At 31.3% G+C, this 20,503-nt stretch carries 19 protein-coding genes and 3 pseudogenes; 9 read left to right on the top strand and 13 right to left on the bottom strand.

The window, feature by feature from the left end; translation table 11 throughout:
* Positions 1-206: 206 nt before the first annotated feature.
* Entirely contained in the window at positions 207-1,676 is a 1,470-nt protein-coding gene (locus tag ACZDYH_RS18215; RefSeq protein ID WP_102956638.1) for an RNA-guided endonuclease InsQ/TnpB family protein, read from the top strand.
* A 63-nt stretch (positions 1,677-1,739) separates the two neighbouring features.
* Here ACZDYH_RS18215 and ACZDYH_RS18210 read toward each other — a convergent pair whose 3' ends face one another.
* The 9 genes from ACZDYH_RS18210 to ACZDYH_RS18170 form a co-directional block, all read right to left on the bottom strand.
* Positions 1,740-2,447, bottom strand: a complete 708-nt coding sequence (locus ACZDYH_RS18210) for a DNA polymerase (protein WP_102956637.1) — start codon at positions 2,445-2,447, stop codon at positions 1,740-1,742.
* 167 nt (positions 2,448-2,614) lie between these two features.
* On the bottom strand, positions 2,615-3,019 hold the full coding sequence (locus ACZDYH_RS18205) for a hypothetical protein (protein ID WP_000781409.1): 405 nt from the start codon (positions 3,017-3,019) through the stop codon (positions 2,615-2,617).
* A gap of 623 nt (positions 3,020-3,642) precedes the next feature.
* A complete protein-coding gene (locus ACZDYH_RS18200; RefSeq protein WP_474886858.1) occupies positions 3,643-5,037 on the bottom strand; it encodes a DNA polymerase in 1,395 nt (464 codons plus the stop codon).
* Positions 5,038-5,123: 86 nt separating this feature from the next.
* Complete coding sequence (locus tag ACZDYH_RS18195) at positions 5,124-5,783, bottom strand: hypothetical protein (RefSeq protein ID WP_102956635.1); 660 nt, start codon at positions 5,781-5,783, stop codon at positions 5,124-5,126.
* A gap of 465 nt (positions 5,784-6,248) precedes the next feature.
* Positions 6,249-6,806 (bottom strand): sigma-70 family RNA polymerase sigma factor, encoded by a 558-nt coding sequence (locus ACZDYH_RS18190; protein ID WP_001090550.1) that lies wholly within the window; start codon positions 6,804-6,806, stop codon positions 6,249-6,251.
* 27 nt (positions 6,807-6,833) lie between these two features.
* The gene (locus ACZDYH_RS18185; protein WP_102956634.1) at positions 6,834-7,910 is read right to left on the bottom strand and encodes a toprim domain-containing protein; all 1,077 of its coding nucleotides are present in this window, start codon (positions 7,908-7,910) and stop codon (positions 6,834-6,836) included.
* 24 nt (positions 7,911-7,934) lie between these two features.
* The gene (locus tag ACZDYH_RS18180) at positions 7,935-9,227 is read right to left on the bottom strand and encodes a DnaB-like helicase C-terminal domain-containing protein (protein WP_102956633.1); all 1,293 of its coding nucleotides are present in this window, start codon (positions 9,225-9,227) and stop codon (positions 7,935-7,937) included.
* Positions 9,228-9,706: 479 nt separating this feature from the next.
* Positions 9,707-10,477, bottom strand: a complete 771-nt coding sequence (locus ACZDYH_RS18175) for an ATP-binding protein (protein ID WP_006915014.1) — start codon at positions 10,475-10,477, stop codon at positions 9,707-9,709.
* A 58-nt stretch (positions 10,478-10,535) separates the two neighbouring features.
* A complete protein-coding gene (locus ACZDYH_RS18170; RefSeq protein WP_102956632.1) occupies positions 10,536-11,126 on the bottom strand; it encodes a helix-turn-helix domain-containing protein in 591 nt (196 codons plus the stop codon).
* Positions 11,127-11,388: 262 nt separating this feature from the next.
* Here ACZDYH_RS18170 and ACZDYH_RS18165 point away from each other — a divergent pair, with 262 nt between their 5' ends.
* Positions 11,389-11,604 (top strand): hypothetical protein, encoded by a 216-nt coding sequence (locus ACZDYH_RS18165; protein WP_000841663.1) that lies wholly within the window; start codon positions 11,389-11,391, stop codon positions 11,602-11,604.
* Positions 11,605-11,608: 4 nt separating this feature from the next.
* The gene (locus tag ACZDYH_RS18160; protein ID WP_001279432.1) at positions 11,609-12,625 is read left to right on the top strand and encodes a hypothetical protein; all 1,017 of its coding nucleotides are present in this window, start codon (positions 11,609-11,611) and stop codon (positions 12,623-12,625) included.
* Between the two features lie 93 nt (positions 12,626-12,718).
* Here the strand turns inward: ACZDYH_RS18160 and ACZDYH_RS18155 are convergent, their stop codons facing one another.
* Both ACZDYH_RS18155 and azlC read right to left on the bottom strand, forming a co-directional pair.
* The gene (locus tag ACZDYH_RS18155; RefSeq protein WP_102956631.1) at positions 12,719-13,054 is read right to left on the bottom strand and encodes a branched-chain amino acid transporter permease; all 336 of its coding nucleotides are present in this window, start codon (positions 13,052-13,054) and stop codon (positions 12,719-12,721) included.
* A complete protein-coding gene (azlC, locus tag ACZDYH_RS18150; protein WP_102956630.1) occupies positions 13,051-13,764 on the bottom strand; it encodes an azaleucine resistance protein AzlC in 714 nt (237 codons plus the stop codon). Before azlC ends, ACZDYH_RS18155 begins: the two co-directional genes overlap by 4 nt.
* 170 nt (positions 13,765-13,934) lie before the next feature.
* Here azlC and ACZDYH_RS18145 point away from each other — a divergent pair, with 170 nt between their 5' ends.
* The 5 genes and pseudogenes from ACZDYH_RS18145 (at position 13,935) to ACZDYH_RS18125 (ending at position 17,690) form a co-directional block, all read left to right on the top strand.
* On the top strand, positions 13,935-15,323 hold the full coding sequence (locus ACZDYH_RS18145; RefSeq protein WP_474886853.1) for an aminotransferase-like domain-containing protein: 1,389 nt from the start codon (positions 13,935-13,937) through the stop codon (positions 15,321-15,323).
* Positions 15,324-15,626: 303 nt separating this feature from the next.
* Positions 15,627-15,947 (top strand): S-layer homology domain-containing protein, encoded by a 321-nt coding sequence (locus ACZDYH_RS18140; RefSeq protein ID WP_102956629.1) that lies wholly within the window; start codon positions 15,627-15,629, stop codon positions 15,945-15,947.
* Positions 15,948-16,105: 158 nt separating this feature from the next.
* Entirely contained in the window at positions 16,106-16,330 is a 225-nt protein-coding gene (locus ACZDYH_RS18135) for a hemolysin XhlA family protein (protein ID WP_000390486.1), read from the top strand.
* A 52-nt stretch (positions 16,331-16,382) separates the two neighbouring features.
* Positions 16,383-16,556, top strand: a pseudogene (locus ACZDYH_RS18130) (N-acetylmuramoyl-L-alanine amidase); the annotation flags it as partial.
* A 324-nt stretch (positions 16,557-16,880) separates the two neighbouring features.
* The gene (locus ACZDYH_RS18125) at positions 16,881-17,690 is read left to right on the top strand and encodes a class I SAM-dependent methyltransferase (RefSeq protein ID WP_016090507.1); all 810 of its coding nucleotides are present in this window, start codon (positions 16,881-16,883) and stop codon (positions 17,688-17,690) included.
* 757 nt (positions 17,691-18,447) lie between these two features.
* Here ACZDYH_RS18125 and ACZDYH_RS18120 read toward each other — a convergent pair.
* Positions 18,448-18,634: pseudogene (locus ACZDYH_RS18120) on the bottom strand (hypothetical protein).
* A 715-nt stretch (positions 18,635-19,349) separates the two neighbouring features.
* Positions 19,350-19,600, bottom strand: a pseudogene (locus ACZDYH_RS18115) (DDE-type integrase/transposase/recombinase); the annotation flags it as partial.
* A gap of 236 nt (positions 19,601-19,836) precedes the next feature.
* Between ACZDYH_RS18115 and ACZDYH_RS18110 the strand changes: the two are divergent.
* Complete coding sequence (locus tag ACZDYH_RS18110) at positions 19,837-20,487, top strand: hypothetical protein (RefSeq protein ID WP_102956627.1); 651 nt, start codon at positions 19,837-19,839, stop codon at positions 20,485-20,487.
* Positions 20,488-20,503: the final 16 nt, after the last annotated feature.

Below are 20,503 nucleotides of genomic sequence, written 5' to 3'. Positions count from 1 at the left end.
TTTTTATTATTATCTCATTTAATCAAAGTGGCAATTATAATGTTTAATTTTCAAGTCATTTTCTATCATTCCTTTCGAGAGGACTCCAACCTCTAAACGTAAGTGAAGGTGGTGAGGTGAATCGAAAGAAATATTTTATTTTCGAGAAAAAAACGGAAACGTATGTTCTTTTTTGCTATAATATCCTTAACAAGGAGGTGAATAAAATGACAAAGGAAAATCCATCAAACTATAAAACTCTTCAAATTTGGATTAAAAAAGGGCATCGTATGTATTCTTATTTTCAAGAATGTTGTCATAACGCTAAGAACATGTACAACACCACAAACTTTTATATACGCCAGGTGTACACTGGATTAACACAAGAAAAAGAGTTGCAGCCTTTGCAAAAAGAAGTTCTGGATAATATTCATAAAAATATTGGTAAGATGAATGACACACAACTTCTTGCCTATCAGAAGAAATTGGAAAAAGAGAAATTAAAGCCTAAAGAAGAACAGAAAGAGATTACATGTAATTTGTTTTCAGAACCTAATTTTGAAAAACCTTATGTAGATTACAACTTTCTAGATGCACTATTTAAGGCTATGATTCAAAATGATTATCGAGCTTTGCCTACGCAATGTAGCCAGTCCATCATGAAAGGTTTGTTCCAAAATTGGAAATCTTTTTTTGCTAGTTTAAAAGACTATAAAAAGAATCCAAACAAATATGATGGAATGCCTAGGATTCCAAAGTATATTCGTTCTTCTGAAAAAGAGATTCTGTATACAAACCAAGATTGCATCATTAAAAACGGTAGATTTTTAAAGTTTCCAAAGACGAAATTGCAATTAAATATTGGGAAACTAGGTTTCACTGAAGGTAAACTGAAACAAGTTCGTGTGATTCCGAAATACAATGAATATGTAGTGGAATTGGTAATTGATGTTCCTTCTGAACAACAAATGATTGAAGAGAATGCTCGTTATATGAGTATTGATTTAGGGATTGATAACCTTGCAACCATCGTAACAAACACAGGTATGAAACCTGTCCTTGTTAAGGGCAAACATGTCAAAAGCATAAATCAATATTACAACAAAATGAAGAGTCATTTTACAAGCATTCTTAGAAATGGAAAACAAACTAATGAAGGACCTTTTACTTCTAAAAGGATAGAAAAACTTCATCAAAAACGTTACTTGAAAATAAAAGATGTCTTCCATAAAGTTAGTCACCATATCGTAAAACTAGCTCAAGAAGAAGAAGTTTGTAAAATCGTTATTGGTCAAAACAAAAGTTGGAAACAAGAAACGAATATGGGAAAAAGAAATAACCAATCGTTTAGTCATATCCCACATAATTTACTGATTCAAATGATTACATACAAAGCAAATGCTGTAGGCATTCAAGTTGTTGTAACTGAAGAATCATATACATCGAAAGCAAGTTTTCTGGATAACGACTTCATTCCAACGTATGGAGAAAATGACCAAAATACAACTTTTTCAGGAAAACGAATAAAGCGCGGCATATATCGTTCAGCAAATAAAACTTTAATTAATGCAGATGTAAATGCTGCGGCTAACATTTTACGAAAAGTAATCCCAAATGCATGGACAAATGGGATAGAGGGGTTAGGCGTGAAACAGCTCGCTAATGTGTTAACTCCCCTGACGTTAATCGTCCGTTAGGTCGAAACGTTAGAAACTCCCACTTCAAGCTTTGCTAAGTGGGGGAGTGTTCATTAAATTCACCTAAAACGTTGAATTAAGGAAGTTGTTTATTTTCTGTTTAAATTGTTGATGAAATAATCTGTTCAGATCTACATCGCTATTAGAAAACTCTTTAATTTCTTCCATTGAAAATGTGCCACCCCAATATGGAGAGGTATGAATATCCGAATGGAATGTCACTCCTAAATGGGTAGAAGGAATGGCATTTAGCATGATGTTTGAAATTTCTTTTAAAACGTCTTGGGAAACATCTTGTGGTACATCAAAGATTAATTCATCATGTATCTGTAATACGATGTGTATATCATGCTCTTCAAGTATAGATTTGTAATTCTCCTGTAGCCATTCATCTCTATCTAAGCATTTTGTACCATCTGGCCGGGTGGGATAAAATAAATTTACCATGGCTTTTTTAACTTGTGTCGCAGACGTTCCTTGTATTTTAAAGTTACAACTTTGCCGTTTTATTTTCTCTAATCTCCAATCTGAATTTTTGTTCTTAAAGGTGGAAGAATTGGTAGCTTTTAATATTGTTTCTTTAAAACGTCTTTTTCTACCAAAAAAATCTTTTACATAACCATTGGTTAAAACTTCTCTATGTGTTTCAGCTTCCCATCTTAAAAAGTTGGGTAATTGTTTTTTAAATTGATTAATTAACGAGGTCGCTGCTACTTTTGTAATATTTAATTGATCGGATAAACCGATTTCTGTTATACCATATAAGGTCACTTAAACCCCTTAGTTTCCTAAGGGAGTGGACTATACCTTAGCAACTATTTTAAGCTGCTTCTCACATTAAGCGAACTCGTTAGATTGGTTGTTTATTAACCGCGGAACGCTATAAGTCTCTGCACCTGCCATTCAAATGAACGCTTTGGCACAGGATTGCCTTATGCCTATACACTTAGGTTTCCCTGTTTTGAGTGAGATTTTAATTCGGCAATCCCTTTACCGAATACAATGCTTTTCATTTCTTTTCTAAGCGATTCAAAAGCATTTGCCAGAGAAGGAATAGTAGTACTATTTAGTTCCTTCATATTATATATCTTCAAGATATATAGACATTCTGGGGTATCTGACCATTTATTTATAAGCTGTTGTATATGATGCTGAGTCTCTTTTAATGTCTCTCTTTTATAATTTCGAATATCCTCAAACAAGTTATAAGTAAACCCCTTAATTTGGCAAGTGATTTGACTATGTACATCTAAACCTTTCTTAAAGGCTTCAATTAGAACTGGTTCTTGTGTTACTATTGCGAGCCAACGTAATTCTTGTTGTATGTATACCGCCATTTTCATGGTATTTGAACACTCCTTAAAGGAGCCGGATTAGACTATACCTTCTGTTGCATTCCTGCAAATAATGGGCAAATTTTGTGACCACTAAGCCCATAGCCTACCGTATAAATGAGTTCGATAGATTTATCAATTTTGGTTGATAGACGACTCATTATTTTGTTAACTATGAATCAAGATGATAATTAACAAGCAGTCGTTGCACTTCTTGTCACTAGAAGCACAGGATTGGCTCCACCGTTACATGAGGGCGTTCCCTGTTTTGAGTAGGTTTAGATTAACGACTTCAGCCAACGTTTTGTAAACTGAAGTCAATACTGGTGAATAATCTACCTCTTTCTGCTCTAAAGGCCATACGTATAAAATCAGCTTTACTTGGTACTTGTTGTCATTGTAGTAATGCAAGGCTCTTTATCCTTGCTCTCTTTTTTCAAAGAGTATCGGACTATATCATCACCCTGTTGTAGAAGGGTGGATCGCTTTCGTGCTTATTTCACCTGTTCTAGGTTAATTTAAGTAGTCTCTGCACCTTTCTAATATCCCTATTAGACTTGGCTCAGGATTGACATAGGTAATTACCCTTAGCTTTCCCTGAATTAACGATCTGCTTACACATAAAGTTACCTTTATGCAGCCCACAACTTTAGGTTTGGTGACGAGCAACTCATACGGCCTGTTTTAGTTCCTACAGAGTTATAGATAGGATGAATTTTATTATCGATAGTACCTTGTTGTTCTTTGGGTAGGGAGTTGCAAAAAGAACTTATTAATTTCACTAAGCGACGATATTCTAGAATTAGAGGAATTACAGGATGCATTGATAGATTACGTATCAGCGTTTTTCTATCTGTTTTTAGCTTGGAAATCACACTTTTGCAACCTTTGTCATATTCCATGATAGGTTTTAGAATAGCGTTATCAATATAAAGTTTTTGGGCCAAATGGGCTGGAGAATTTATATTAAACAAAGTGCTTGTTAATTTATTTACGCTATTATATTTATTTTGTTGCTTAGGTGGGTGCACACAATTATTTAATGTGATAGTAGAACCTAGGTGATTCAAGATTTCTTTTTTTACGGATTGTAATTTCGCTTGGAGTATTTGTTTTACATCATTGCTTAGAAATTCTTCATTAATTTTAATGCCTTTTCTTTCAGCAGTAGTAAGTACTGCTATTAAAGGCATCTCTATTTCTCTAAATAATTTATATATATGAACAAGATTAAATTTAGGGTTTTCAAAAATCCTTTTCTGATACTCGAATACAGACTTTAGCATAAAAATATCATAGCAAGCGAAGTAGGTAGCTACATGATGTTGTAGCTGATCATAGAGTGTCTTTTCAAACATATATTTTTTTCTATCAATGGTATTTAAAATGGTTCCTTTTGAAATAAGACGGGGTAATACATATTCTTTATACCATTCTTTTACACCTTTTGGATGGTTCTCATTTAATAGGTTTGCAGCTATCTCAGTATCCCAAAAGATATTATATGTAATGTCAAAATTACACCAATTATATAGAGCATGAATGTGTTGCTTACTGTTACTAAGTATTAATAAGGTATCTTTCTCTAATAGTGGTGAGAGTTTTTTCATCGTGTATTCTAGGCTTAATGTAGAGATATTCTGTGATAATCGATGTTTAAAAGGCTTAATAGGTATATAAAAAAAACTGTTATCCATAAATCCAATCGTAATTGAGATGATTGAGTCTTTAAAAGGATTCAAACCAGTGGATTTCGTATCAATAAATGTATAAGCTTGCGAATGTAAGGTTTTATACACCTTATACTTGGTAATGAATTCTTTAAATTGTTCAGGGGTATGTATTAAGTAGTAATTTAAAGGTAGTTTTACTGAATTATTAATTCCGTGAACATATTGAATTTTTTTTATCGTAATCTTTTTTTTTTCATTTTTTTTTGTACGAGTTTTTTGCGTGCTTTCTTTTACTTCGCGCTTATTTAATAGTGTAAAAATGTCCTGATTGGATTCATTTGATTTAAAAAACAAAATTTACAACTCCTTACTTCAAAAAGGGACGAAATAATCGTCCCTTTCTATATTTAATAATAGAAATTAAAATTCCATACGGTTTTCTAAAACGGTAATTTATGATTAGTAGTTCTCAATTGTTCCTTTTCATCAAAACCTTCAGTAGTTAATGAAAGAGTAGGGGAACTACATTGAAACTGTGCTTGCTGTAAATTGTATATTGTTGAGGCTGCATTCATAAATTCTTGGATTTCATCAGGACTATGAGAAGTTATATATGTTGATATATCAAGCATTTCAATTTCATTAAAGTCTGGCTTCTTTAATATAGGTTCTTCATCCACTGAAGTATAATGATATGGTTTAGCTGAATAAGTGGTATCATTAGCACCTGTCCCACTTCTAGAGATAGTGACAAAATCTTTTGTAGGATCAATCATGTAAAGATTAAAGTCTGTGTGTAATTTTTGAATGTGAGTTTTCGCTAAAGAGACTAGCTTAATCTTATTATCTAATGGATCATATACACGTAATTTAATCTTCAAATTCGGATATTTACCAGGATTAACGTGACAAAGGGGGCACACATCTGTCCCTGGACAACGTATATATTTGGGTTTTAAGGTAGGTTCATAATGCTCGCGAATACCAACCAGATTTTCATACCAATCGATAAATAAAAGTGTAAGTGGTTTTTTATCTTTAAACGTAAGAAAGGTGTTTCCCACTTTTAAAATTGCATCTAATCCTTTTATTGTCGTCATACTTTATTTCCTCCTTAAATTGACAGGATATATAACGTCATTCAATTGTTATATATCAATATAAAGGTTTATTTAAATTAACTTTGTTTATTCTATTTATATAAATAAATAGAACTTAAGTTTTTAAATGCAGACTGTAAGTTATGAATCTAGTCAATATTTAATAGTAACAAATCAATAGTTAAGCTTAATAATTTTCCAATAAAGTTCATGTAATGAATGGTTATATATATAAAAGAGGGCTGAAATCTAATAAGAAACAGATAAAAAACGCCTTTGAAAATTATTGTCGATGTTGTATACTAGTTGTATATACTAGACTGATTAATAGTTATCGTAATAACTAATTAAATAGTTGCGGAATTTATAATAAAAATAAAAGTTGCTTTTGTTTACAAAATGTTCTTAATTGTTTTACAATATTTTTAGGTGATTGTTGTTTGAAATAGTAGGGAACTATGTATATTAACAACAATAAATGCTACGCAATTTCTTTAATGCTCTTGTTGAGTGCGATTTATTAATTTTAAGTTCGTTTGCGATTTCGGCTAAATTCATACAGACTCCTAAGCCGTCATATAGCATGTATTCTATGACATGTTGTTCAGTCGGGGTAAATTTATTTCTATGTATTTCAAAATCTGCTTTAACAATTGAGAATTCATATCCTTGTTCGTAAGACTCTTGGCAAAATGTAGGGCAATTATTTTCACTAGAATCGTCTTCAATAAATCCATCACAATAAAATACAGAAGTCGAATTTTGTTCTACCATTCTATTTGTATAACGATAATAATCAACCACGGTTCTTTTAATAATTGTTTGACAAAATGAAGGTAGCTTTTCAGATGGAACTGTTGTTTGTTGAAGAGATTTCATTATACGCAAGATACAATCTTGTTTCACATCTTCTTTATCTTGATTTCTCACCTTAAATAGTTCAAAATTAAAAATTTTAGCTATAGATTCAGAGTTTAGTATTTCCATTATTAAATCTTGAAAGTTTATAGTTGCTGTGTTCATTATATAAATCCCCTTTATTTGAATGAATTAAAATTTACTGCTTAGTAAACTAATTGAATTTGTATTTAATTTATCTAGTAACCCCATCTTAAGTAAGTCATTGGAATCGATTTTTGAATCTTCAGTGAATTGGGGTGGATAAAGCGTATGATTGACCGTGAATCCTTCCTGTAATAAGTGTTTTGTTGCTTTTTGTGTTGCATCTTTTCCAGCTTTGTCATTGTCAAAAAATAGATCAACTATCTCTATACCTGCTAGATGTAATTCGCGTATTTGGTTTTTAAATAATAATTTTCCGTTAATTGCAACAGCAGGAATACCTACTTGATAGTTACTCATTGCATCTATAGGAGATTCTACGATACGAACTCTTTTAATCCGATTGGCTGATGTTCGTAATTGATTAATTAAATGAAGTCCAAATAAAATATCTTTTTTGTTTGGTAATCCTTCGTTGATAAATTTTGAACCGTTATAATTGCTTCCAATTTTTCGTTTTTGTAAAAAGCGAAGATCCCCGTTTCGAGTACGTTGCGGAAATACGATACATTTATTTCTGACATCTATTTTTATTTCGTAAGTATCTAAAGTCTTCATGTTTATTCCACGCTGATTAATTAAATAGGACATTGCTACATTGTAAATTTCTTGATTTTTAAATTTTTCCTCATCCAATTTTTTGAGTGTTTCTTCGGATAACGTATTTGCTTTTATACATTTTTTTCTTGTAGCTAAGATTTTTGTAATGTCTAAAGGTTTACGATTGTCTTCAAAATAGTAATTTGATAATAGGGCTTTTAATCCGTTGCCTTGTTCTAAAACAAAAGCGGTTTCAATTACACAATCTATGGTTCCTAAGTATCCACAACAGAAACAGTGTGTGTGATAGGGAGGGGTTTTAGAAATACCAAATGATGGTCTTGTTTCTGTATGATTCGGACAGCAACACATTATATAATTGCCGTTATCATTTTTCTTTGAAAATGCTGCATGGTTACTTTGATATCTAAGGGAATACTGATACTTAAAACGCAAATCATCTATTAGACTTGGTATATCAAGTGATGTATTTTCGAGAATTTCTATATTTTTTGCTTTTTGCATGTATTTTCATCTCCATTATTAAGACTAGAAGAACTGTTTTTCATACTGATTGTTTATGGTACTAATCAGTCCGGTATCAAAGTTATATCGCACAATGAAACTTTGGCCACTAGCATTGCCACGATTTTTTATAACCTGTACTTTAAAGGTAGTTTCATTTATTTTGATAATAGATATACCTTTGCTAGCATCTTGGAAAATTGCATAAGTTTCCCCGATATCTTCACCAGTCATCGTGCTATCATTTAGACTTTTTTTTATTCTTTTAGCAGACTCTCTGTTAGCTTGTGCTACTACATAACCTGGAATTTCTGTTCCTAAAATCATTTCACGTACTGCTGCTGATATATCAAATAATCTTTGTCTTAAATCCCCAAAATTATTATTGGAGCTATTTAAACGTACTTTGGATAATTGATCTAAAACAAAGCGAGTATGTCCTTCAGACTCAAGGATGCGTTGTATTTCAGTAACTGTATAGGGGCGACCACCATTTTTTTGAATATCATAGATGACCATATCTTTTTGTTTTTTCCTTAGTTGATCTAAAAAGAAGATATAACGGTCTTTTTGTTCAGCTGACATAGTACCACGTTGTATGCCTAGATTTGATACACCAGCCAGGACATGATCCCAATTTCGGGCAATTTCTTCGGCACGTTGTTCTAAAGCAAAGTAGGCAGGGAAATCCCACTCGATATTACTATTCCAAGCGGACATTAACATAAATGAGGATATTAATGTTTTGCCCATATTAGATGGTGCGAAAACAAGAAAATAATCAGTTTCTTGCCCATCACTTACTAATCCATTAGTCACTAAATCTAATGTTTTAAAGCCTGTAGTCGCTCCTAAAATTTCATTTTCATCTCTACCATGAATTGATAAGTATTTACTCTTACGTGTATCCGCCATTCCAGTATATGAGTATCCTTTGTTGTCAATATTCGCAAGTTTTAACATATTCGTGGCATTTAATTTAATATCTAAAATAGCTTCTACAGTTTTCTTTTCAGCGACAAGGTTTGCTGCTTTTTGAAGAAAGGGCTTGAATTTTCTATGTAACCAATCTTCTTTAAGAGCATCTACTACAAATTCTGTTTTTTCTAATTCGACCATTTCAAATTCTTCAAATATATTCATTACGGTTTCTATTGTTGGAAGTTGTTTTTGTAATTTTTTAAAATTTTTAATGTAATTAAAAATATCTTTATGTATAGGAAAATGTTCTTCATCAAGGCCATTTTTATCAATTGAAGACCAATCTCTGTTTTCTAATATATGGTTTAATAGTTGTAATTCTTCAATGGATGGCATAATATAGACTCCTTTTCATCTAATCTCGACATAATAATCGATGTGATAATGGAAATAGTTGCGATTTTTTTAATAACAAAACGAGGAACTTATGTTCGTTTTTAGGGTGAAAAATTAGAACTTATGTTCTTTTGTAATTTAAAATAAAACGTATGTTCTATTTTTGCTGAAAAATAAAAGAACTTATGTTCGTTTTTGAGGCGTAAAAGAATAGAAGATTAAACCAGAACCCTAATGGAATAAAGCATCTTACTATCCAAAACAGATATTGCTGCTTTATTATGTTCTGATTAACTTCTTTTGTTTTACAGATATTTATATATAAGGATTTGATGCGTTTCTACTCAATTCATAAGCTGAAAATTTAATCATGTAAATTAGTATACTATGGAAATATATTAATTGTAATACTATTTTTACATATTTATCATATTATTGTTAAATGGATTCTATAAAGACCCCGTTACATGACGAGATCTTTATATAATTGGCTTCAGAATATAACTTTTTTCTTGTCTTCTATCACGACCTCCTAATTGATATACAACAGTATTAAATAACATACGAGATGTAATAATATCCCCAAGACAATTCTCTTGTTCTAATTGTTGGAGTGTAAGATTAGAAGTGAAAAATGTTGATTTTTTGTTTTCTTTACGAAAATCAATTACATCATAAGTAAAATCCTTAATATAATTTGTAAATCTCCCATTTCCTATATCATCAAGTATTAGTAGGGGAACCGTCTTCATGAGTTTTACTTGTTGTAAAACTTTTTGTGTGAAATCTTCATCATTTAATTGATAAATTTGCCGTAGATCATTTGCCCATGAACCATACTTAATATAGAGTACAAGCGGAGACTCAAAATTAAATAAAGAAGGATTCATTACTGATTTAAATATATATTCCATTGCAAAGGCTATAGCAGTATATGATTTACCAGTTCCTTTTTGTGGATGTATAAAAGCAAGATTATTTCCATTCTTAACAATTTCCTCTATTGAATTAAAAGTATCTATAATGTAGTCTTTGTACATTCTGTTATCCGTGTCTATTAAGAAATTTCTTTTATTTGCATTTTGATATTCTAAAGGAATTTGAGAAAGCTTTAAAGCTTGATTAAGTAAGATATAACCGCCACACTCAGGATTTATTGTATAATCCTGTGGCAGGGGAGTAGTACCATTTCTACGTTGGCACCAATCTCTAACAACACATTGTGTACAAGTAACATAAGGTTCATTCAATATTCACACCACCTATTATCCTATAAATTATTTATATGATTTTGTAATTTCAAAACTGTTATATAATAGATTGATTTTTAAATATAAAATTACTAGTCAATACTTCAATATTTAATTCTTTTTTTTCTAAAACATGAAGGAATAAAGCATTTAAGTGATTTATTGTATTTGGCTGAATCTCCATATGATGTAATGAATATTTATTTTGATTAAGAAAAGACAATATTGAATTCTTACATTTCAAAATATCCTTCCAACCATATTTTTTTGCAAGTGTATCTATTACTTCCCATATCATTTCTGATACTTTTAGGAGTGGAATTTTATCACATTTTATTATGTAGTATCGATTACTTTTTCCACGACCTGGGACCTCTTTTTTTATAAATCCTTTTTCAACTAATTCATTAATATAACGAATAATTGTATTTATTGAGCAGGAGCAAGATATAGACAATCTATAAATACTTGGGAATGCAAATTCTCCTTTTTTATAAATGTAATTCAAAATGTTAGAATACACCAATTTTGCGTGAGTACTTAGGCCAATACAGTGAGCTACCATGCTAGGAATGCTTATATGCCCTTTGTTGTATGAGCTATTGTATATAAATTCTCTTTCTTTTGAATTTGGCATCGTTTTATACAATTAAAACACCTCTTTCTATTATAAGTATCGTTTTATATGCTGAAAAAGTTGAGGGGGAATTTTAAGGAAATAAAAAATAATTCTACATTCAGATAAAAAATAATTCAATTTACCTATAATACTATTAAATAAAATCCAATAAACACGCAGTTTTTTAATAATGGAAAGCTTTAATTGTTTATATTCTTGCGTAGTTTGGGTTTGATTATAAATAGCGATTATAAAGCGGGTATTACAACTTGAATAGTTTAGAGGTGATGATATGAAGAGTAATTGGAAATCTCATCCGATTTGTGGATTAGGAGATCAAATTGGAAAAGCTATTATGCTTACATGTAAAGAAAATGCATATATTGGTGGTTTAAAAGACATCACTGAAAAATCCATTATGATTGAAGTTGGTGAGGGGATGGTTATTGCTGTGGACCGCACTGTATTAAATGATGAATCAATAGAACTACATGTTGTGGGAGGATAAAAGATTGTCTGATTTTGTTATAAGTGAAAATACGCGTAATAGTATTAGTACTATTAATGCTCCTAGACCAAAATTAGATCCCCGAGATCCTAATATTGGGAAAATAGCACTGGTTAAAGAAGGGGCATATAAAGGTCTAAAAGGTATAATATATCCACCTACTAAGGAATTGAAATATGATGGAGAGTTTGTAAAAGGATTTACAGGGCATTATGAAGTAGAAAAACTCTATCATGTAATGTTCTTTTTTGAAGATGGTACATTTTTTTGTGCAATGGAGACAGATTTAATGGATTTAGAGGTAGAAGGGGGTATATTCATTATTGATGACGGAGATGGAACTGTTGCAAAACCCTATGGATGTGGTGAAAGATTATATACGTCGGTTCCAGAAATTTATCATGAATTACCTTTAAATAAATCAGGTTATATCATTATCAATACCTACCAAAGCAGGCGGGTAGATTCTGTATTTAAAGTGTTTTGGATTAACGATCTTACTACACCAATAGGGCAAACTCATACACGCGTGCATGGAGTAGTTTTTAATAGTCCACATGATATAATATTTTATTATGATCCCAGGTATAACCCAAATAAAATAGTCATTAAGAATGATTATATAGGAAATTGGTATCATAAAGTCAATTGTCTTACAGAACTTGATGGCTCAATATTTAAGCCGTATACCTGTGGGACTAATATTGTTCTTAATAGTCCCATAGATATGAAAAAGTGTTTTTTTCAACTAATTGAACGTACAGGGGAAGTTGAAGTTGTATATAAATACTTGGGAGATCCTAAAAGTGAGGCTTCATTAGAAGTGTTTTGGCAGAATGAAGTCATAGGGAAAGTAAACACTAAGGAAAAAAATTTTGAGGAGAAAAGCATTATCTTTAGTGTAGATGAAATCAAAATGTTTAATCCTCAGGTAAGAGTTACAGTACATGGACACTGGGAAGTGAAAGTAAAATGTCCGGTAAATAAGGAGATATTACAGTTAGGAGAACAGAATTTTTGAATGAGTTTATTAAATATCCTTTAGTTTTTTAATTATAATCCTTCTATTTCTTAAATAGAAGGATTATAGGAACAATTACTTGTTATTATGAATTTAATTAAAGAGAAATTGTACTAACAGCATGTAGATAATTGTTCCACCTGCTATGGAGAGAAGCATTTGTCTCTTCCATATGTGAAGCATTATTACTACTCCTACTGAAATTAATTCTGGAGCACCATGATTGCCGGATAATAAGTTTAGATCCTTAAAACAGTAAATAACTAAAAGACTTATGACAGCTGAAGGTAGTACCCTACCGAGATACTGGACATATTGCGGAGTAGGTTTATCTGATGGGAACACTAAGAAGGGAAGGAACCTTGTAATCATTGTGCCTAAAACCACTATACCAACTGTTATAACTTGTTGCAGTAAACTCATTGTCAAACGGAAACCTCCTCTACGTTCTCTATTGGTTTTTTTAGGATAGTAAGTACTAATAAAATCATAATCATTGCAGGAATGATGAAATTGTTTCCACCAAAAATAATTAGGCTAAATATCGATAATCCCAGTCCTACAAGAGCGCTATAATGCTTTTTCTCCCTCATCCACTGTTCAACAAAAATCACAACAAAAAGTGCTGTCATAACAAAATCTAGTCCTTTTGTATTGAAGTGTACAAGGGAACCAAAAATACCACCAATTGCTGCTCCTATACCCCAATACAAATGATTAAGCAGTGTCACGAAGAACATAAACCAACCCTTATCAACACCTTTCGGAATATCAACAGTAGAATTAATAGAAAAAGATTCATCACATAGTCCAAAAATAAGATAAAACTTTTTCTTTCCAGTTCCTTTATACTTATCTAGCATAGAAATACCATAAAATAAATGCCGTGCATTCACCATTAAAGTAAGAAAAAGTGCATGAATTGGATTAAAAGCAACCAGTAATAAATTAGCTGCAATAAATTCCATTGATCCTGCGAATATGATTAAACTCATTAGAATTGGATATATTGAACTGAAACCCAGAGAGTTCATGTAGATTCCATAAGCAATTCCTAAAAATACAAAACCAGCAAAAATAGGTATTGTATAAGGGAAAGCTGCACGGAATGCGATTCTTATTTGATTTCTATTTTTCATATTATTCACATCCTTAATCAAGAGCTTTATTGCATACAAATTTAACACATAAAATCCATACAATGAATAAGAAAATTGTATGGATTACAATTTTCTTTAGAGGAGTGTGTTATTCTAACTTTAAAATAATGCTGAGTTTATCTATAAAAATTTAATCGTAGAGGTGAAGCATGCCAGTAAATTCATTTGAAAATTACTCTATGTCTTGGAAACCTAATAAGGAACTATTAAAGCGTCCGTTTTATTCCTCTATTGCAGCACTACTTGAACATGATATTGTAAATGGTTTTTTAGCTCCAGGAACAAAATTGCCTCCACAACGAGAATTAGCGGATTTTTTAGATTTAAACTTTACAACAATTACCCGAGCTTACAAACTATGTGAAGTTAAAGGCCTAATTTACGCAATCACAGGGAGTGGAACTTTTGTAGCTCCTAATGCAACTCGTTCCATTACTATTTCTACAGAGGAAATCAGAAACTGCATTGATCTTGGATTAGTAGCATCATTTGAGCAAACTAATAGTATTGTCGCAGAGACTATTCAAAAGGTCGTAGATAAAAAGTATTTAGAGCAACTATTAAATTACAATGATCCAACTGGTCTTCCGCATCAAAAAACGGCAGGTCTCAATTGGATGAAGTCTTTTGGCATTAATGTGGATCAAGACCATATAGCAATAGTTTCGGGGTCACAAAATGCTTTAGCGATTACATTGACAGCGTTGTTTAAACCTGGAAACCGAATTGCAACTGATGTATACACCTATTCAAATTTTATCGAATTGGCAAAAATGCTACATATTCAATTAGTACCCATTCAAGGGGATGAATTTGGAATGCTCCCAAGTGAACTCGATAAGCAATGTAGTCAATTAGATATTAATGGTATTTTTTTAATGCCTTCTTGCTCTAATCCTACTACAATTATGATTGCAAATTTTCGAAAGAAAGAGTTAGCAGCAATCATTCGAAAGCATCAAATAATTTTGATTGAGGATGATATTCATGCATTTTTGACAGCAGGGGTTATTTCTGATTATGAGCAACCAATGTTTAATTTACTTCCAGAACAAAGTGTTTATATTAGTGGAACTTCTAAGTGCATTTGTTCAGGATTAAGGGTTGCTTATATGGTATTCGGAGATGCCTTACGTAAGGATATTTTAAAGGCTATATTTAATGTCAATGTTAAAACATCTTCTTTAGACGTAGAGGTGATAACAGAGCTAGTGTTATCAGGAAAAGCTCATGAAATTGTTAAGCAGAAGAAATTTTTAGCGGAGTCTGCAAACGAAATTTATTCAGGATATTTTTCTTCCAACAATCCTGTAGGGCATCCTTTTAGTTTTTACCGTTGGCTACCTATTCAAAATCATTATGATGCATTTCAATTAGAAACGGATTTGGAGAGGCACGGCATTCGGATTTTTCATTCCGAGCGTTTTATTACCGCACAAACCATGCCTAATCAGTATTTACGAGTTGCTCTATCCTCTACAAACTCATTAGAAGAGTTGAAAATAGGGCTAGAAATACTAAAACAATATCTCGGCTAGTTTAAAAAGAATACAGCAGACATTTACTTAAAATAAAGGAAAAGGCTATTTAACAGTGAAGTCGTAGTAAAAACTCTTCTATAGGCAAGAAGAGTTTTTTAGTGAGTCTACAGCATTCTGGGAGGAATTAATGTATATAAATTTTATATATAAGTGATTCGTGTTGGGAAATAAAGTATATTTTTATTCGCAAAAATAATTAGGATAAGAAGGGGAAATAGCGTGAAAATGAAACAACTTTTTTAGGTGCAGTACTTGCAGCAACAACTTTAACAAATCTACGGGCAGATACTATTTTTAAAGATGTTCTTATTGATCATTTGGTTATATAAAGAAAATATAGATATAAAAGGGGAGATTATAGTAGCTGGTTATGGAAATGGCACATATGGTTTTGGTGATAGTATTACACGTGGTCAAGTTGCTAGATTGCTTTATGTATGCTTGAAACCAGTAGATGTAGATGCTAAATTTAAAAAGGCATTTACAGATATATACGAAGGAAAACTCCATCGCACTGCAAGTGCTATTATTTGCAATAAGCTCATGTGGAAACATCTAAAAGAATATGAGTTGGATAAACATGAACATCAACCGTCAGATTGTGATAGTTGCGACGATTAGAAAGCAACAGTTTGCAACAAGAAGACATGTAATGAGTATTTATTTTTAAGAAAATACGTATTTTGTATGGAATTTCCTGCAATGAATTCACCATGAATAAGCTTGTCTCATATCATGTAAAGATTGCCTTATTAAGATTATAAAAGGATGTGAAGGTATTGGAAGATGTTTATGTGAAAATTGACAGTTTAAAAGAAGAACAAAAAGAAATTATGCGAGATATTCGTAATTTAGAAACTCGTACAACAATTAATGAGAAAGACATAGCTACAATTAATAAGCAATTAGAAAAGATTAGCATGAATACAACTTGGATTTTACGAATTATTATTAGCGCAATCACTATGTCGGTTTTGGGTTTAATATTAAAAGGGATGATTTAAAAGTTTAAAATAAAAGTACTTATTGAGAGAGGGACAAGTGTCTCTATTTATTTTTATCGATGAGTTATACCGATTAGGTGCTAAGAAAGTTGGTTTATATGTTGGTGGCTATCATATGTATGTGCCTTTCGGTATGGTAAATTTAAAATGTGATTTTGTATGGATTCCACGTTATGGTGGCAATAAATCAGTATATCCTTGTGACATTTAGCAGTACACGGAAACATGAAATGTTCCTGGTTATCGGGAAGTGTTATCTTAAGTCACTTAATGGTAGTGATTTTGTTAACTACCATATCAAATAAGATAAAAAAACAACTTTTATCATTTTAGCCAAGAAGACTCCTTCCTCAAGGAACGCGAAGTGAGTAGGTGGGAGATGAATTGGCTTCGAACAAGGGATGGCAAGGAGCCATCTTAATTGTTCGAAATACATTGCTATACAAAGGTCATTATTATCTTCGTCTAAATACAAGTTATACACACATATATTGATCTTATAAAGGTATATATTACACATAATATTATGTTAAAGGTGGCGAATTGTATCATGAAAGATTTTGTTCTCGAAAAAGAAAACATTATTCGTAAATATGGTGAATGGACCGCTTATGATATTAAATTAACGGATACTCTATATACAAGAGATATTCGACAACCAAATCCTGCATTAAAAAAAATTGTGACAATGATTCAAGATATCACACAATGTGATTTTAAAAATCTTCGAATCTTAGATTTAGCTTGTTTAGAGGGGCATTACGCTATTGAGTTTGCTATGCAAGGAGCAACTGTTGTAGGGATAGAAGGAAGAGAATCAAACATACAAAAAGCTATATTCGCTAAAGATTTATTAAGGTTGGAAAACTTAACCTTTTATCAAGATGATGTAAGAAATTTAAGTGCTGAAAAATATGGTCAATTTGATATTGTTTTATGCTCTGGTATTTTATATCATTTAGACTGCCCAGATGTATTCCCCTTTTTAGAAAAAGTGTATGAAGTATGCAAAAGGTTTGTAATAATTGATACTCATATCACTTGTACTCCTAATGTATCAGTACTTTATAAAAATTATGAATATAAGGGACACACAATGCTAGAACACTCTGCTAACTCATCAATAGAAGAACGTTTAAAATCAAAATGGGCATCATTAGATAACGTTACTAGTTTTTGGATGACAAAATCCTCTCTATACAATTTTTTAACGCGAACAGGTTTTTCTTCTATAAATGAATCCAGAAGTTTAGTTCAAGAAGATAGGATCACTGTTGTAGCTTTTAAGAAATATCCAATAGAAATTAAAAGCTCTCCTGAAACAGAAAAATACATTGAACCCGATTATTTAGAATGCTAAAAATAACACTTTTAAGTTTAATAGTCTAATCACTCAGTATGAGGTAACACTATATGTCATTCAAGCTAAAAACTTAAAGTATCCCTAAACAAAATTATTAATTTTTCAAAAGCTATTTATATAAATGCAATCCGTTGCTTCCGTTTTGGGGGCACTATAAAGTTTTAGCTTTATAGTGATGGGATAACACCACATTGCTATCAACTTAAAGAAATACTTCCTAAAACAAAAAATGAAAAGAATAATAAAAAAGCTTATCATTACGTGTTAAAGGATAAGCTTTTTTATTTTAGTGTAATTACAATTATTGAAATTATTTTAATACTCCCATAATAAACTTGAAGATGCTCTTTTCGACCTTGTAAAATTAACCCTTCATTATTTAAAAGCCGTGATATACCAAATAGCAACAACATTTCCATTTTTATCGAGTACTCTGCCTTTAGCTGCTCCTTCTTCATCTTCCACTTATCGGTCGGTAATCTTTGTATAAACTGATCTTATCTCTAAATCAGAATTGTTACCCAATCACCATGAAGTTAAAGTTTTTAAGGCCCCAAAAATGAAAAATATGCTATTCGATTTGTTTTGCTAACTTGATGTTAATGTGGTGTAACCTTAAGTATTTAAAAATTAAAAAAGTCCCTTAATCATGTTAAAGGGAACTTGCTCACGCAAATGATCTGTAAATCAATTCATTTTTGATATACAGATCATTTGTATGATAATTTTTATAAATAATTGCTAAATAGTGAATTTACATAAATGCTTTTAGAAGTTCTTGAATTATTGGGATTGCTCCACCTATAAATTTTAAAACTGCCATTGCGATTTCCATATTATTCGCTCCTCTTTTTTCTTATTAAGATGTGGTGAATCTTTATAACCTTATTATAGTAAGCGCTTACAATTATAACAATATATTTATGTATGCAATATTGCATATTTATACATTAGGCCTCTATTAGCCATTTTTTAATGTTACCATAGCAAGGTGAGAGTCTATAAGGGTTCTCCTTAATAGGAGGAAATATGGAAAGAGTGCAAGCGATTTACAGTAATCAAAAATTTAAGAGTTGGGTTAAACAGGTATTAGCTGTAGGAGGAATAATAGGGTGCTGCTATTTGGTGTTATATGTTTTCTGTTTCGTAGTTATCATGTAAATATTATACAACTAAACTAGTAGAGTCTTGCCTAGAGAGGTAAGGCTCTTTTATTGTATATAGTACCTGGAGATAAGCAAACTACATACAATACCTCTCAGGTTTTTCAGATCACTTTGTATGGTTCCTTGTTTAGAACACTAATTCCTAGCATTGAAAACAGAATTCTATTGATAAAAAATATGTTTTTACTAGATACATATTAAAAAGACAAGCATAAATTATATTAGATTTTGGCAAAATCTTTTTGACTTGGAAAAGGATTTAAATCTTACTTATAGATTTGATTCCTTTTCATATATCATAATCCTTATATTGCTACGTAAACATAATACAGTAATAATGATTTAAAAGCAAGAATTTTAGTAGCGTTACGTTCACACATCCCCCAACTTAAGATTTTAAAGTAGCTCTTAAAAAAGTTCTTTTTTTAATTCCCTCTAATTATAATTTGATAAAATTAAATACTAATATTTGTAATGGTTAAATTGATATTTCTATAAACATGTAAGTTACTTGATGATCGCGTGTTTTTCGAAGTTGAATATCCAAAGATGACCATCTCCATCAATTGAACGATACAGATAGCGCTATTCTCCTTTCAATTGGATGCGAATTTCACATTTATGAACCCAACGCATGATCGTTGTTGGATGAATTGATACACCACGTTCTTTTAGAATTTCAGATACATCTCGATAACTTAAAGAAAAACGAAAATAGTAGCCAACGGCTATCAAAATAATGTCTTGCTTGAATTCTTTTCCTTTAAAATATCAAACTTTTGATTCTCCTATATTCTTTTTTCTAAAGTATAGTTTAACTAGGGAAATTTCGAAACAGAACTAAATTTTCTCAATATGAGGGCACACATAATTTGGGTTTGAATATTCCAAAAACAAATCTGCTAATTTACAATGATTTTAGAACGATAGAACAGTAAAAAATGTTGAATTAAATTCTTTAGCAAAGGGGTTCATAAATGAAAAAAATATCTTTCTTTCTAACAGCTGTATTCTTATGCATAGTTATATCGGCTTGCTCTAATCAAACGAAATCTGAAAAAGAGGTGATATCTGATAATAAAAAAGCTCCTATAACCGAAATTAATGCGATACCTAAGCCTTATACAGAACCATTAACACAAGTGGGACAAGAAGCAAAACATCCATTTGGAACAGTTATTTTAAAGCAATTAAGTGAACCTCATACAATGATAGAAGCAGGGCCTCTTCGTATTCAAGTGGAAAGAATTAAGGTTATTGAAAGTACAGAAGTAAGTGAAGTTGGGATATATAACTTAAAAGAGAGAGGGTTAAGTACAGAGAAAATGAATGCAATACAATTCACAACAACTTTAGAAAACACTTCGAATCAGGAACTTGATTTAGAAAAAGGTCCTTTTAAAACACTTGTTTTAAGTAATGGTGAACAAGTAGATGTATATAAAATGAATGCGGATCCAAAAGATAGAAGTCTAAAGGGGAATGAGAAAATAAAGCTAACACTCATATGTTTCTTATCTCAAGCCCCAAATGATATTAAAAACATAAAAGTAATTACTGATGTGGTACGAGATCAACAAACTAAAAGTCAGTTAAGTACATTAACCACTACAGAGATTACCATGTAAACAAGAAAACAGCCTC

The sequence above is a fragment of the Bacillus sp. EB V-12 genome, from assembly GCF_056158125.1.
This window is presented reverse-complemented; position numbering and strand designations above follow the sequence as displayed.

Bases quoted from the DNA above. Each gene is read 5' to 3' on its own strand.
- azlC (WP_102956630.1), bottom strand. From the start codon at position 13,764: ATGAAAAATAGAAATCAAATAAGAATCGCATTCCGTGCAGCTTTCCCT.
- ACZDYH_RS18110 (WP_102956627.1), top strand. From the start codon at position 19,837: ATGAAAAAAATATCTTTCTTTCTAACAGCTGTATTCTTATGCATAGTT.
- ACZDYH_RS18145 (WP_474886853.1), top strand. From the start codon at position 13,935: ATGCCAGTAAATTCATTTGAAAATTACTCTATGTCTTGGAAACCTAAT.
- ACZDYH_RS18215 (WP_102956638.1), top strand. From the start codon at position 207: ATGACAAAGGAAAATCCATCAAACTATAAAACTCTTCAAATTTGGATT.
- ACZDYH_RS18165 (WP_000841663.1), top strand. From the start codon at position 11,389: ATGAAGAGTAATTGGAAATCTCATCCGATTTGTGGATTAGGAGATCAA.
- ACZDYH_RS18180 (WP_102956633.1), bottom strand. From the start codon at position 9,227: ATGCCATCCATTGAAGAATTACAACTATTAAACCATATATTAGAAAAC.
- ACZDYH_RS18195 (WP_102956635.1), bottom strand. From the start codon at position 5,783: ATGACGACAATAAAAGGATTAGATGCAATTTTAAAAGTGGGAAACACC.
- ACZDYH_RS18140 (WP_102956629.1), top strand. From the start codon at position 15,627: ATGTTCTTATTGATCATTTGGTTATATAAAGAAAATATAGATATAAAA.
- ACZDYH_RS18190 (WP_001090550.1), bottom strand. From the start codon at position 6,806: ATGAACACAGCAACTATAAACTTTCAAGATTTAATAATGGAAATACTA.
- ACZDYH_RS18125 (WP_016090507.1), top strand. From the start codon at position 16,881: ATGAAAGATTTTGTTCTCGAAAAAGAAAACATTATTCGTAAATATGGT.
- ACZDYH_RS18205 (WP_000781409.1), bottom strand. From the start codon at position 3,019: ATGAAAATGGCGGTATACATACAACAAGAATTACGTTGGCTCGCAATA.
- ACZDYH_RS18185 (WP_102956634.1), bottom strand. From the start codon at position 7,910: ATGCAAAAAGCAAAAAATATAGAAATTCTCGAAAATACATCACTTGAT.